This window comes from Bacillus sp. 5w2, from assembly GCF_054353775.1.
The window spans coordinates 429254-443247 of record NZ_JBTIWT010000001.1 but is presented as its reverse complement, the minus strand read 5'-3'; the positions used below and the strand labels follow the sequence as shown (position 1 = coordinate 443247).

The following is a 13994-nucleotide window of genomic DNA, read 5'->3' as shown; positions in this document are numbered from 1 at the left end:
AGTTCTTTGAGGCTTTTTCCTTTAACTCACATTATCAAGATTAAATCGCTGAATGGAAGTCATTTGATTTGGGCGGAGAAGCTGCTTTTTTCATAAGCACTTCCCATAAGTGTGCGGATTTTTTCCATTCTACTGCAGCCTGTCCCTTTTGATACATAGCGTTCTCATAACTGAAAGTAAGTTGTTGCATATCGGCTGAGTTGTAAAGCGTATCGATGTGGAGTGCATATTCGCGGAATGTTTGACTTTCACCTCGTGGTATACCGATTCGCGCAAATTGTTTTAAAAGTGCACCGTAAGCTTTGCTATAAACAGCATCATCTTTTCGGTATTTATAGAAAAGAATGATAAAAAATGTAATCCATTTCATTCTAGTAGCGAAGAGAATGTATCCTATAATACTAATTAGCATCGAAGAGAGGAATACGTACCACCAAGAAAATCTATTTTTAGCATTTGTAATCTTTTTAGTAGAAGCTTCCTCTGTATCTTCTATTAAACTTTTGAGCTTTGCTTCATTATTTCTTTGGTGCATTTGCGCATTTTGAGAATTAGTTTCTTCGCTATTTTGTAAAGTAGGAGCAGGAGTATTATTTGTAAAATTATAGGGATTGGTAAATCCTTTTGTTGGTTCGAACGGAATCCATCCATATCCTGGAAAATATACTTCGACCCAAGAGTGTGCGTTATCGTTCGCGATTTTATAAACATCTTCACCTTCTGCAGAGGCAAGTGTATTATCAAGAGTTCCTTCTGTATAACCTTTTACCCAGCGAGCGGGAATCCCGGCAGAACGAAGTAATACAATCATAGACGTCGAAAAATTATTACAGTAGCCGCTTTTTGTATCGAAAAGGAATTGATCTACATAATCTTGGTTTTTAGTAGGGAATGAAACATTCGTTGTTTCATATACAAAAGAATGGTCGGTGAAGTAATTTTCAATAGCTAATACTTTATCATATCGGTTGTCTTTATCATTTGTTAGATTAACAGCTAAGTCTTTTATTCGTTGCGGTAATGATTTGGGAAGTTGGGTGTACTTTGTCATAAAATAAGGACTTGTTTCATGACCTTCATTTGCTTTTACAGCTTTCAAATTTTCTATGGAAAACTCCGGGACCTCATATGTTACTTTATATGAATTTAAAGTAGTAGAAGAGTCTCCGTGCATCGTATAGATTTTTTCTGAAAATGGGTCAACGCTGTATGATACATCAGAAGAAGCCTCAACTGATACTAATCCTGCTGGATAGGTAAGGTGAGGATAACTTTTTTGCATGGTGATTGTTGCCTCGGTTGCCTCCGTTTTTGTATTTTGTTCGTACCAGCTCACGACGTCGTTTTTATTTTTAAAAGAAACCTTTTTTTGATTTTCAGAAACTTCCCAGCCTTTTCCGGTATAAAAATCTTTCGTTTCGACTCTCCAATATTGTTTGTTTTGCGTTTGTGCTGTGAAAACAATTGTAGGATCCGCCTTAAAAGGACCGCCTAATCGCGAGTCATCTAAACCATACCCAATTTTAGAAACTTCTTGTTTTGTACTTGCTTCGGATGTGTTGAGTTTTAAAAAATCCATTGGGTTTGGCCATTGAGGTCCAAATTTTGGAGCAAAGTATGCGATGGTTACTGAAAATACAATAAATAGTGTAAGTGGTCTAAGTAATTTTGAGATTTCTCTAGCATAATTTTGTAAGTGTTCCATCTCTTTTATTCGTTCTATGTGGAGATGACTAAGCATAAAAAAACCGATGACAACAGTACGAATAATAGCGTAGTTTGCATTGTATAAATGTAAGTCGTGAAAAATTGTGATATAAATAATAGTCAATATAAGAAATAACAACCCACGTTTTTTATGAATCATCCAAAAAGAGATAAAAGCACTCAAAAACCAAAATGATAAAAAAAATAAAAGTGTTGGAAAAACTGGAGAAATATCTAGTAAATTCCCTTGAAATAACAGGGAGGAATTTCGAGAAATATCAGTAAAAAATTTTGTTAGCCAAGATGGATTGATAAAAGCATTTTTATAATATAGGAAATGAATGATGAATAAAATCGTGACGATCTTTATTGGAATCTGCCAACTTGTTTGAAAAAAAGAGAGTGTGAAGCAAATTCCTATAAATATTATAAAAATATCTAATCTACCTACGTTTGTAATACCTATAAGGGGTCTTAGCCATTCTAGTAAAAGTAGAAATGCACATACATGTATGAAGAATCTGCTCATATCCCATTGTTTTTTTGTCCGTAATGTTATCATTTGCTCACCTCAAAAAACACGTTTGTATACCGGTTTTCATAAACTGCATTTACAAATATTTTTCGTTTTTGTAGATTTTCTAGAATACTTAGTTCTCGATGTGAGAGTTGATTCGCTTTTTCTTTCACGACAAACACCATTAATTTCCTATTTTTTATAGCAGCATAGTCAGCTGCCTTTTGAATATCGGGAGAAAGATCGCTTGTCACGAGTATAATCGTTACGGGCTCAAAAATTTTTCTTAATTCGATTTCTACACTCTGGGAGAGCGGGAATACACTGTCAGCTTGTACTTTCGCTAAATGACAAAAGATTTGCTGCAACTGGCTATCTCCATTGTCTAAAGGAAAAAAAGTACGTTCTTTTCCGACAGACACGAATGAGGCTGATGAATTTTGCTTCAAGACAGCCCTCACAATAGAGGCAGTAAACGTTACGACTGATTCGAATAGAGGAGACTCGGTTCTGTCCATAAATATCATGATATTGTGGCTACGTTGTTGTTCAAACTCTTTCGTCATAATATTGTTTGTTCGTGCAGTTGCTTTCCAATCAATCCATGAAAAGCGGTCGCCAGGTTTATATTCTCTGACACCGACAGAAATTGTAGAGTCTTTTGCTAAATTTATATTTGCTGAAAGCGCTCCTTGTTCGAAATGATTTTCCAATTGTCGATACGTTATATCTACATACTGGGGATAGACTAAAAATGTATCTGGAACTGAAAAAGTTACATCTTTCTTTATCATACCGAATAGATCGCCAGTTTTGACACGTACGCTTGAAAATGTGTGTTCTCCTCGAGGGATTGTGTCAATAGCATATTGAAACGAAATATTTCGTTTGAATCCTGGAAAGAGTATGACCTTATTCGCCTTCGTTTGTCTACAATTTGTAAATTGTGATGGCAGTTCATCTTCTATAATTAAATAGAGTAAGGGAAAAGGAAATTTTCTTTTTATTGTAATGGTGCTTACAAATGGTACTCCTGCTACATATTCGCCTTGGTTTGTTATTCGTTTTACTTCGGCGTTCCGTAAAGCATAGAAAGGGAGTAATAGTGAATAAAGGCCAATAGGAATCGTACTGTAAAACAAAAACCAACTAACAAATCCTCCTTGAAGCATAGCGTATACAAAGGTTAAGACTAGGCATAAAGGAATGAGTGATAACTTAGTAACATGATATAGTGCTCGTAGCATGCGTTTCATCAAAGGTTCATCGTCCTTTGAGTCGGCACGGCAGTTCGTGCAACGATTTTTGAAATAACTTGTTCCCCTGTTACTCCTTCAAATTTTGCTTCCATTTTTAGAATGAGTCTGTGAGCTAACACGTAAGGAGCTAAAAATTTAACATCGTCTGGAATAACATAATTTCTACCATGGATGAATGCATAAGCTTGTGAAGCTTTCATTAAAGCAATTGAGCCACGTGGACTTGCACCTAGCTGTATAGAACTATAAGAACGAGTCTGACTAACAAGCTTTACAATGTAATGCTTGATTGCTTTGTCCATGCTTACTTCTCGTACGCTTTGTTGTAAATAAAGTAACTCTTTTATTGTAGTAATAGCTTGTAGATGGGAGAGTGGATTTGTTTTTTCCATCCGGTTTAAAATTTCAAATTCTTCTTCTGGTGTAGGATATCCCATTTTTAGTTTCAATAAGAATCGATCGAGCTGGGCTTCTGGTAAAGGGTATGTTCCCTCATATTCGACCGGATTTTGTGTAGCCATTACAAAGAACGGTTTTGGTAACGGTCTTGTCATGCCATCTATTGTAATATTGCCTTCTTCCATACTTTCAAGTAAGGCAGATTGTGTTTTGGGAGATGTACGATTAATTTCATCAGCAAGTATAAAATTCCCCATGATTGGTCCAGGCTTGAACTCAAATTGGAGCTCTTTTGGATTGTAAATAGAAACACCTGTTACATCTGACGGCAGTAAATCAGGTGTGAATTGAATTCGCTTGTAATCAGCATCAATGGATTTAGAAAGAGCACGTACTAACATTGTTTTCCCGACACCAGGAACATCTTCTAATAGTACATGACCTTCAGCTAAGAGAGCTGTCAAGGATAAGATCGTTTCTTTTCGTTTTCCGACCATTAATTTTTCAATATTGTTTATTATTTTTTCTACAATAGGATGTAATGAATCAAGCTGGGGCATCGTAACCCTCCTCATTTTATTAACGTTTTCTAATCTATTTAGTAGAAAATAGAATTTACGCCTCTATTTGCGGGAAGTAAAAATCTTATCTCTAATTCTGAGAATATTCAGATTATTTATCTCGATTATATCTAGTATAATTGTTTCCGTAACTTAGGGCAATATGGTAAATAATGATTTGTAGTTTTATGTGCAATATGTCTTGATATAAACTAGTATTATCGGTAAAACATAGAGGAGGGGAAGGAAAGAGTGACTTCGATGAGCAAAATAAATAGCATAGGGAACCCTACGCGTAAAGTTGGAAGCCTATATCATACGCCTTGTGATTAAAATTTATATGAGTAATAAATAAAGCCGACTTCATTAAGAGGCCAGCTATGTAAATTATTACAATCCTTTATTTTTATCTTTCTTATATTCTTTTTGTTTATCTAACCAAATATGAATTAATTCTACCAAGTCCATTGTTTCAATTTCACAATATTCGCCTTTACCATCTTCGGCTAAATTGTCTAACACAGTAGTTGTATCGTTCCGAATTTCTAAACCGCAAATGTTGCCATTTACTACTACATAATTTTTTTCTCCGTTTAAAACACTTTGTATTTCTTTTAAAATCCAATCTCCAAAAGCTGAAACTTCAATTCCTAAAAAAGTTTCAACAAGTTTAATTTCTTGAGGAAGTCTCATAACTAAATGTCTACTGTTAAGTACTTCAAAACTATATGGATATTTCATGACTATTTTACTCCTTTATTTCTGGATTTAGGGACTCTATTTACTTCTCCATTAATCTTATAAGCTCTATTAAGGTAAGAAGTTCTTATACTATCATCACTCTTGTCCTACTTGAATTATAGTAAAAGTAGATTATTATTAAACTTATCTATCCAATATTTCTCTGATGTAGGTATGAATTCAGTGAAATCTTCATATGTACCAATCCAATCTTTTGGTACATAGTTTTCGTATGATGCCGGTTCTGGAAACATTGAATATAGTATTTTATTATCAAAGTTAATTAATAAGACTGGACTAAAATCTAATAGATCTTCTCCTGCATTTTTCCTTTTAATATTTTCAAGTAGTAAATAATTTATTTCCTCTTTAGTTGTTTTATATTGATTAATCCTTAGTAAAAATACTTCTACATTTTCATTATTTAATACTTGTATTCCATTTCTTTCTTCCGTTTCCCCATTATCTTCAATGCTTACACCTAAATTTTTATATGCATGATCTAATTTATCATAATCTAAAAACCATAGTTCTTTATCTGTTACATACCATCTAAACTCATTTTTATATATAACGGCTACTATAATGTTTTCTGCATAAAGCGGTTCTAATATCATAATATCCTCCTTTTATTATTATCTTATAATCCTGCCATTCTGGGTGTATTTTTCTATTCATTCAATTCAACTTGCTGACAATTCATATGGATTCCCTGGCGTTTTTTTTCAACTATTTTCAGGATAGTTGCCCTTGGTAGGGTGGAATTAAAGTATTGTATTTTTATTTATAAACCCATCTAACGATTTAGGCATATCAAATTTAACTACTCCCAAATTACTTCCTCTATTATGTAAGAAATTTTTTGCACGCTCATTATTATCAGTACTTCATCTTAAACTTTTCTAGAAGCAAGGAAGTAATTTAACAGTCAGTGAAGGATGTGATCCCTCCACAATGATTAGATATTCACTTTTTTATATTTTTTTCGGAATTTTTGACAATCTCTTGAACTGTGCGAAATGTCACATCTGTATTTTACAACCTCTCTTATAGTAAGGGTATGTAAGAGAGACGTATTAAAGGAGTGAACAGTATGAAGAAGAAACCTTCAGCACTAATGAGACGTTTAAAATATTTTTCACCAATAGATCGTTATAACGATAATCATACACAAGAAACATATGAAGATCGAGAATGGGAGAATGTGTACAGAAAGCGTTGGCAGCATGATAAAGTAATTCGTTCTACACATGGCGTGAACTGTACTGGTTCATGTAGTTGGAACATTTATGTGAAAGATGGAATTGTAACTTGGGAAGGGCAGGAGCTTAACTATCCAACAACAGGTCCAGATATGCCTGACTTTGAACCACGAGGATGTCCACGTGGAGCGAGTTTTTCTTGGTACATTTATAGTCCACTTCGTGTGAAATATCCGTATGTACGTGGTGTTCTTTGGAGTATGTGGCAAGAGGAATTACAAAATAATGAGTCACCATTAGATGCTTGGAAAAGCATTGTGGAAAACCCTGAAAAAGCACGCAAGTATAAGCAGGCACGTGGTAAAGGGGGATTCGTTCGTGCGAATTGGGATGAAGTATTACAACTCGTTTCAGCTTCTTTACTTTATACAGTAATAAAATACGGTCCAGACCGAAATGTTGGTTTCTCACCAATTCCAGCTATGTCGATGTTAAGTCATGCTGCAGGTAGCCGCTTTATGCAACTTATGGGCGGGCCGATGCTTAGCTTCTATGATTGGTATGCTGATTTACCACCAGCTTCTCCGCAAATTTGGGGTGATCAAACAGATGTACCAGAAAGTAGTGACTGGTATAACTCTGGCTACATTATGACATGGGGTTCAAATGTACCGATGACAAGAACACCAGATGCACACTTTTTAGCGGAGGTTCGATATAAAGGAACGAAAGTAGTTTCAGTAAGTCCTGATTTCGCTGAGTCAACAAAGTTTGCGGATGATTGGATTAGTGTGAAACAAGGTACAGACGGTGCACTTGCGATGGCAATGGGGCATGTGATCTTACAAGAATTTTACGTAGATAATCAAGTGGAATACTTCACAAAGTATGCGAAGCAATATACTGATTTTCCTTTCTTTGTCACATTGAAACAAAAAGGAGATCAATTCGTTGCTGATCGTTTCTTAAATGCTTCTGATATTGGACGCGAAACAAAGTTAGGAGAATGGAAACCTGTTCTTTGGAACGAAAATACGAATGATTTTGCAACACCTCATGGCACAATGGGGTCACGTTGGGATAATGAAAAGAAATGGAACTTACGTTTAGAAGATGAAGAAACAGGTGAAAAGATTGATCCACGTCTTTCTTTATTTGGAATGGAAGATGCTGTTGAAACGGTGCAAATTCCGTACTTTTCTGATGATGGAAATGCAATATTAGAACGTACAATTCCAGTGAAAAAGGTTATGACAGAAGAAGGCGAAGTGTTCGTTACAACTGTATATGACTTAACATTAGCAAATTACGGCGTGAATCGAGGGCTTGGCGGACAAGAGCCGAAAGATTTCAATGATGATGTACCGTTTACGCCTGCATGGCAAGAGAAAATGACAGGAGTGAAACGAGAGCTTATTATTCAAATCGCTCGTGAGTTCGCACAAAATGCTGTTGATACGAATGGCCGCTCGATGATTATTATGGGAGCTGGTATTAACCATTGGTTTAATTCTGATACGATTTATCGCGCAGTTTTAAATCTTGTTCTTCTCGTCGGAGCGCAAGGTGTAAACGGCGGTGGTTGGGCGCACTATGTTGGGCAAGAAAAATTGCGACCAGCAGAAGGATGGCAAACAATTGCAATGGCAAAAGATTGGCAAGGGCCACCGAAATTACAAAACGGTACATCTTTCTTCTATTTCGTAACAGACCAATGGCGTTATGAAGATACACCTGTTGGCCATTTAGCATCACCAATTGAAGGTAACTCACGTTATCAACATCACGGTGATTACAACGTATTAGCAGCACGACTGGGCTGGTTACCTTCGTATCCGACATTCGAGAAAAATGGAATTGAATTATATAAAGAAGCTGTTGCTGCTGGTGCAACAACGCAAGAAGAAATCGGTAAATACGTTGCACAAAAATTAAAAGAAAAAGAACTAAAATTTGCGATTGAAGATCCAGATAACAAAAACAACTTCCCGCGTAATTTATTCGTATGGCGTGCAAACTTAATTTCAAGTTCTGGTAAAGGACACGAATATTTCTTAAAACATTTATTAGGTACAACAAACGGATTGATGAATGACGATAGTGATTCGCTACGACCAGAAGAAATTAAGTGGCATGAGGACGCACCAGAAGGGAAGCTTGATTTACTCATTAATTTAGATTTCCGCATGGCTGGAACAGCACTTTATTCTGATATCGTCTTACCAGCTTCAACTTGGTATGAAAAACACGATTTAAGCAGTACAGATATGCATCCATTTGTACATCCGTTTAATCCGGCAATCGGTTCACCATGGGAAGCACGTTCTGACTGGGATATTTTCACTTCTCTTTCTAAAGCTGTGTCTGATTTAGCGAAGAAAATCGATCTTGAACCAATGAAAGAAGTTGTTGCAACACCACTTCTTCACGATACACCGCAAGAACTAGCGCAACCACTCGGCAAGATTAAAGACTGGAGCAAAGGTGAGTGTGAACCAATACCAGGTAAAACAATGCCACAAATTCATGTTGTCGAAAGGGATTATAAAACGATTTATGACAAAATGACTGCGCTAGGACCGAATGCAGGGAAACAACCGATTGGTACAAAAGGGATTTCTTGGTCTGCAGAAAAAGAATATGAGCAACTAAAGAGTCGATTAGGAGTTGTTCAAACAGATTCTATTGCGAAAGGTTGCCCAGACATAAAAGAAGCAATCAATGCTGCTGAAGCGGTATTAACGCTTTCTTCTACAACAAACGGTCATATGGCAGTAAAAGCATGGGAAGCACTTGAAAAACAAACCGATTTAAAACTACGTGATTTAGCAGAAGAACGTGAAGAAGAATGCTTCACTTTTGAACAAATTACAGCACAACCGAAAACAGTAATCACTTCTCCAGCCTTCACAGGTTCTGAAAAAGGTGGACGACGTTATTCACCATTTACAACAAATGTGGAACGTCTTATTCCTTGGAGAACGATAACTGGTCGACAATCTTTCTACTTAGATCATGACATGATGAAAGAATTTGGTGAAACGATGGCAACATTTAAACCAATTCTGCAACATAAACCGTTCCGTAAATCACGACCTGAAGTAGAAGGGAAAGAAATTACATTAAACTATTTAACGCCGCATAATAAGTGGTCGATTCATAGTATGTACTTCGATTCATTACCGATGTTAACGCTGTTTAGAGGTGGTCCAACTGTTTGGATGAATAAAGAGGACGCTGCAGAAGCTGGCGTAGCAGATAATGATTGGATTGAGTGCTTTAACCGTAACGGTGTTGTTGTAGCGCGTGCTGTTGTAACGCACCGTATACCGAGAGGAATGGCATTTATGCATCATGCACAAGATCGCCACATTAACGTACCTGGTACGAAATTAACAAGTAACCGCGGGGGAACGCATAATAGTCCAACTCGAATTCACGTGAAACCGACACATATGATTGGTGGATATGGTCAATTAAGTTATGGATTTAACTATTATGGTCCGACTGGGAATCAGCGCGACTTAAACGTTGTAATTCGCAAATTGAAGGAGGTAGATTGGCTTGAAGATTAAAGCACAAGTCGGAATGGTAATGAACCTAGATAAATGCATCGGCTGCCATACTTGTAGCGTAACATGCAAAAACACCTGGACGAACCGTCCAGGTGCTGAATATATGTACTTCAATAACGTAGAAACGAAACCTGGTATTGGTTATCCGAAGCAATGGGAAGATCAAGAGAAATATAAAGGCGGCTGGGAATTAAAAAATGGTGAAATTCAGCTGAAATCCGGTTCGAAAATGAAACGCCTTATGAATATTTTCCACAATCCAGATCAACCAACAATCGATGATTACTTTGAACCTTGGAACTATGATTATGAAACGTTAACCAATAGTCCGCAGCGTAAGCATCAGCCAGTTGCACGTCCGAAATCAGCAATTACAGGCGAATTTATCGACAAAATTGAATGGGGTCCAAACTGGGAAGATGATTTAGCTGGTGGACATATAACAGGATTGCAAGATCCGAACGTAAAGAAAATGGAAGAAGAAATTAAAACAGATTTTGAAAATGTCTTTATGATGTATTTACCACGCATATGCGAACACTGTATGAATCCATCTTGCGTATCATCTTGTCCATCTGGTGCGATGTATAAACGTGAAGAAGATGGGATTGTTCTTGTAGATCAAAACGCATGTCGTGCATGGAGATTCTGCGTATCATCTTGTCCATATAAAAAAGTGTACTTTAACTGGCAAACGAATAAAGCTGAAAAATGTACAATGTGTTTCCCACGTATTGAAGCTGGTATGCCAACAATCTGTTCAGAAACATGTGTAGGACGTATTCGATATATTGGGGTAATGCTATATGACGCTGACAAAGTAAAAGAAGCGGCTTCTGTTGAAAATGAAAAAGATTTATATGAATCTCAGCTTACTGTTTTCCTAGATCCAAATGATCCAGAAGTAGCAGCTGAAGCGAAAAAACAAGGCATTCCTGAAGAATGGATTAAAGCAGCACAACAGTCGCCAATTTATAAAATGATTATCGATTGGAAAATTGCTCTACCTCTTCATCCAGAGTATCGTACAATGCCAATGGTTTGGTATATACCACCGCTTAGCCCAATTATGAATATGGTGGAGGGGAAAGGTAGTAACTGGCAAGCAGAAGAGATTTTCCCTGCTATCGATAATATGCGTATTCCAATTCAATATTTAGCGAACTTACTCACTGCAGGAGATGAATCACACATTCGTCTTACATTAAAAAAAATGGCTGTCATGCGAACGCATATGAGAGCACTGCAAATTAATAAAGAACCAAATGAAGCTGTATTAAAAGAACTTGGTTTAACGAAACAGGATGTAGAAGATATGTATCGTCTTCTTGCTATCGCAAAATATAAAGATCGCTTCGTCATCCCAACGTCTCACCGCGAACAAGTTGCAGATTTATATAACGAACAAGGAAGCTGTGGTTTATCATTCGCAGGTGGCCCAGGCTCTTGTATGACAATTTCTTAAATAAAGGAGGCGGAAAAATATGAAACAAAGTTTACAAACTGCTTTTTCCTGTTCTTCATTCCTTCTCTCCTACCCGGAACTAGGGTGGAGAGAAGATGTAACTGAATTACAAGAAGAGATTGCAGCAATTGAACAGGAAGACGTTAAAGCATCACTTACAGCATTTGTAAAACAGGTGCTAGATAAAACGAATGATCAACTCATTGATAGTTACGTATATACATTCGATTTTGGTAAGAAAACAAATATGTATCTTACTTATATGAACACTGGTGAACAAAGAGAAAGAGGTATTGAATTACTAGAGTTAAAACAACATTATAAAAAATCTGGTTTTGAAGTAACAGATAAAGAACTCCCTGATTATTTACCACTATTACTCGAGTTTTTTGCAAATGCAAATGAGCAAGACAGTGAACCAATTATGAGTAAATACAAGGGGAACATACAAGCATTACACGTTCAGTTAAAAGAAGCAGATAGTATGTATGAACCAATTCTTGCGGCTGTTCTACTCGCTATCGATACATGGGGTGTACAGACAAATTAGAAAGGAGAGTTGTCAAAATGATGGATCAATTTCTATGGGTATTGTTTCCCTATATCATTTTTGCAATCTTTATCGGTGGACATATTTTCAGATACAACTATGATCAATTTGGATGGACATCAAAATCTAGTGAACTATTAGAAAAGAAAATGCTCCGAATCGGAAGTATATTATTCCACTTTGGGATCATGTTCGTAATTGGCGGTCATGTTATGGGGATTTTAATTCCAGAAGCTGTATATCGTTCAATAGGTATTTCTGAGCATATGTATCATGTAGTAGCAATTAGTTTCGGGCTTCCGGCAGGTGTTGCTTCTATCATCGGTTTAATTATATTAACATACCGCCGTGTAACGGTAAAACGCATCATTGCAACGAGTACAAAGGGAGATTATATTGCGCTTATTTTATTACTTATCGTTATGATGGCAGGGCTTTCTTCAACATTTTTAAACATCGACTCAAAAGGATTTGATTATCGTACAACGATAGGTCCTTGGTTCCGAAGTCTCTTTATTTTCCAACCGAAAGTTGAATATATGACGGAAGTACCTGTATGGTTTAAAATTCATATTCTGGCAGGCTTAGGGCTTTTCGCAGTATGGCCATTTACAAGACTGGTACATGTATTTAGTGCCCCAATTAAATACTTAAGCCGTAGTTATGTAATTTACAGAAGACGTATCCCTAATGAATTGAAAAAATAATACTGCTGTAAACGGATAGGAGCTAATTGCTATAACGAAACGAGGTCTAATATGGAAGGCCTCGTTTTTTATATAGGGGAGATAAACCATGCCCATAAACTTAAGAATTTAATAAAATACCACTAGTCAGAAAAAAATGTGTATTACAAAGAAGGAGGTATGACTGTAAATCAAGTTTATTTAGTACCTTATTATATAAAAAGCTTTCGGAGGGGAAAATATATTTGTTCCTTATTCCGTTAAAGGACCAGAACAAATCGGATGCGAAGTATACACTACATTATGAAGTGGAATGTGATGAAAAATGAAAAAAATTCTTAGTATATGTGTCTTGTTTGTAGTCAGTATGGTATTAACTAATCAAAGAGAGACAATGGCTCAATCAGAAATCTCCAAAAATGAAAAGAAGTTTAAGGAAACAAACGATGCTATCATGTTCAAAGACAGCTTTCAATCTGGACTACAAAAATGGAAAATAGCTATTAACCCGGAAGACCGCGTCAACCTAGATAATAATACGATCACACAACGTGTACGTGTAGTAGATGCGCCCCACATGATGAGTAATCACAAAGCAGTTCAGTTCGTTGTTGCGCATTCACAAGGACAGTTCCGTTCAGAAATTGCACAGCCATACGAAGAAGGGTTTCACGAACGTTGGTATACGGCACAGATTTATATCCCGCAGGATTGGATGTTTGACACTGACAGTGGGGCCGATATCGTCATGCAATGGCACGCTGTACTCGGCAGTGAGCGAGTGAATAGGGATTTTCCGGAATTGGCTATCGCAGTGAAAGGCGATAGATGGAGTATACAACGCGCATTTGGTCCTACTACGAATATACAACGCGATTTTAAGACATTGGATGAAGTTGTGCAAAAAGGAATCTGGTCTTCTTGGATAATCCATGCAAAGTGGTCATCAGGGAATAACGGATTGTTACAAATATGGAAAGATGGAAAAATTGTATGGGAAGTGCAAGGTCCTAATGCCTATGCTACACGAGCGCGTACACCTTACTTAAAGACAGGGATTTACCACCCACAGTGGAAACCGAAGTACGGCCAAACGAAACCTGGTCCTGTAAAAGAACGAAAGATTTTTATTACTGATGTCAAAATCGGAAACGAACAGGCAACCTATCAGGACATGGTAACTAAATTCATGCCTTCAAGAAAGGAAAAAACACATCTGGAATAAGTGAGTGATGCAGAAAATTTACGATTTTAACAATATTTTATATTCATATAAAGTTGTTTAAATGAGATCTATATAACGAAGAAATTAGGCTTTTTAATACTGGAAATT

General features: G+C 36.6%; 10 protein-coding genes. 5 read left to right on the top strand and 5 right to left on the bottom strand.

Annotation, left to right across the window (positions count from 1 at the left end):
• Positions 1-40: 40 nt before the first annotated feature.
• The 5 genes from ACXY7N_RS02230 to ACXY7N_RS02210 form a co-directional block, all read right to left on the bottom strand.
• On the bottom strand, positions 41-2269 hold the full coding sequence (locus ACXY7N_RS02230) for a transglutaminase TgpA family protein (RefSeq protein WP_016088131.1): 2229 nt from the start codon (positions 2267-2269) through the stop codon (positions 41-43).
• Positions 2266-3480 carry a DUF58 domain-containing protein gene (locus tag ACXY7N_RS02225; RefSeq protein ID WP_016088130.1) on the bottom strand — a complete coding sequence of 405 codons (1215 nt, stop codon included), beginning with the start codon at positions 3478-3480 and terminating at the stop codon, positions 2266-2268. Before ACXY7N_RS02225 ends, ACXY7N_RS02230 begins: the two co-directional genes overlap by 4 nt.
• Positions 3480-4442 carry an AAA family ATPase gene (locus ACXY7N_RS02220; RefSeq protein WP_001135794.1) on the bottom strand — a complete coding sequence of 321 codons (963 nt, stop codon included), beginning with the start codon at positions 4440-4442 and terminating at the stop codon, positions 3480-3482. The genes ACXY7N_RS02225 and ACXY7N_RS02220 overlap by 1 nt, the downstream gene beginning before the upstream one ends.
• 390 nt (positions 4443-4832) lie before the next feature.
• A complete protein-coding gene (locus ACXY7N_RS02215) occupies positions 4833-5183 on the bottom strand; it encodes a hypothetical protein (RefSeq protein ID WP_098486543.1) in 351 nt (116 codons plus the stop codon).
• Between the two features lie 116 nt (positions 5184-5299).
• Entirely contained in the window at positions 5300-5800 is a 501-nt protein-coding gene (locus tag ACXY7N_RS02210; RefSeq protein WP_016088128.1) for a hypothetical protein, read from the bottom strand.
• Positions 5801-6276: 476 nt separating this feature from the next.
• Between ACXY7N_RS02210 and ACXY7N_RS02205 the strand changes: the two genes are divergently transcribed.
• The 5 genes from ACXY7N_RS02205 to ACXY7N_RS02185 all read left to right on the top strand — a co-directional run bounded on the left by ACXY7N_RS02205 (position 6277) and on the right by ACXY7N_RS02185 (position 13886).
• Positions 6277-9960, top strand: a complete 3684-nt coding sequence (locus tag ACXY7N_RS02205; protein ID WP_116363099.1) for a nitrate reductase subunit alpha — start codon at positions 6277-6279, stop codon at positions 9958-9960.
• Entirely contained in the window at positions 9950-11425 is a 1476-nt protein-coding gene (gene narH / locus ACXY7N_RS02200; protein ID WP_000692685.1) for a nitrate reductase subunit beta, read from the top strand. Before ACXY7N_RS02205 ends, narH begins: the two co-directional genes overlap by 11 nt.
• A gap of 19 nt (positions 11426-11444) precedes the next feature.
• Positions 11445-11975, top strand: a complete 531-nt coding sequence (gene narJ / locus ACXY7N_RS02195) for a nitrate reductase molybdenum cofactor assembly chaperone (RefSeq protein WP_016088125.1) — start codon at positions 11445-11447, stop codon at positions 11973-11975.
• Positions 11976-11992: 17 nt separating this feature from the next.
• A complete protein-coding gene (narI, locus tag ACXY7N_RS02190; protein ID WP_016088124.1) occupies positions 11993-12682 on the top strand; it encodes a respiratory nitrate reductase subunit gamma in 690 nt (229 codons plus the stop codon).
• A gap of 304 nt (positions 12683-12986) precedes the next feature.
• On the top strand, positions 12987-13886 hold the full coding sequence (locus ACXY7N_RS02185; protein ID WP_016134281.1) for a polysaccharide lyase family 20 protein: 900 nt from the start codon (positions 12987-12989) through the stop codon (positions 13884-13886).
• The last annotated feature ends 108 nt before the right edge of the window (positions 13887-13994 follow it).

Excerpts from the sequence above, each read along its gene's own strand:
- ACXY7N_RS02215 (WP_098486543.1), bottom strand. The coding sequence starts at position 5,183 with ATGAAATATCCATATAGTTTTGAAGTACTTAACAGTAGACATTTAGTT.
- ACXY7N_RS02210 (WP_016088128.1), bottom strand. The coding sequence starts at position 5,800 with ATGATATTAGAACCGCTTTATGCAGAAAACATTATAGTAGCCGTTATA.
- ACXY7N_RS02185 (WP_016134281.1), top strand. The coding sequence starts at position 12,987 with ATGAAAAAAATTCTTAGTATATGTGTCTTGTTTGTAGTCAGTATGGTA.
- ACXY7N_RS02230 (WP_016088131.1), bottom strand. The coding sequence starts at position 2,269 with ATGATAACATTACGGACAAAAAAACAATGGGATATGAGCAGATTCTTC.
- ACXY7N_RS02220 (WP_001135794.1), bottom strand. The coding sequence starts at position 4,442 with ATGCCCCAGCTTGATTCATTACATCCTATTGTAGAAAAAATAATAAAC.
- narJ (WP_016088125.1), top strand. The coding sequence starts at position 11,445 with ATGAAACAAAGTTTACAAACTGCTTTTTCCTGTTCTTCATTCCTTCTC.
- ACXY7N_RS02205 (WP_116363099.1), top strand. The coding sequence starts at position 6,277 with ATGAAGAAGAAACCTTCAGCACTAATGAGACGTTTAAAATATTTTTCA.
- narI (WP_016088124.1), top strand. The coding sequence starts at position 11,993 with ATGATGGATCAATTTCTATGGGTATTGTTTCCCTATATCATTTTTGCA.
- ACXY7N_RS02225 (WP_016088130.1), bottom strand. The coding sequence starts at position 3,480 with ATGAAACGCATGCTACGAGCACTATATCATGTTACTAAGTTATCACTC.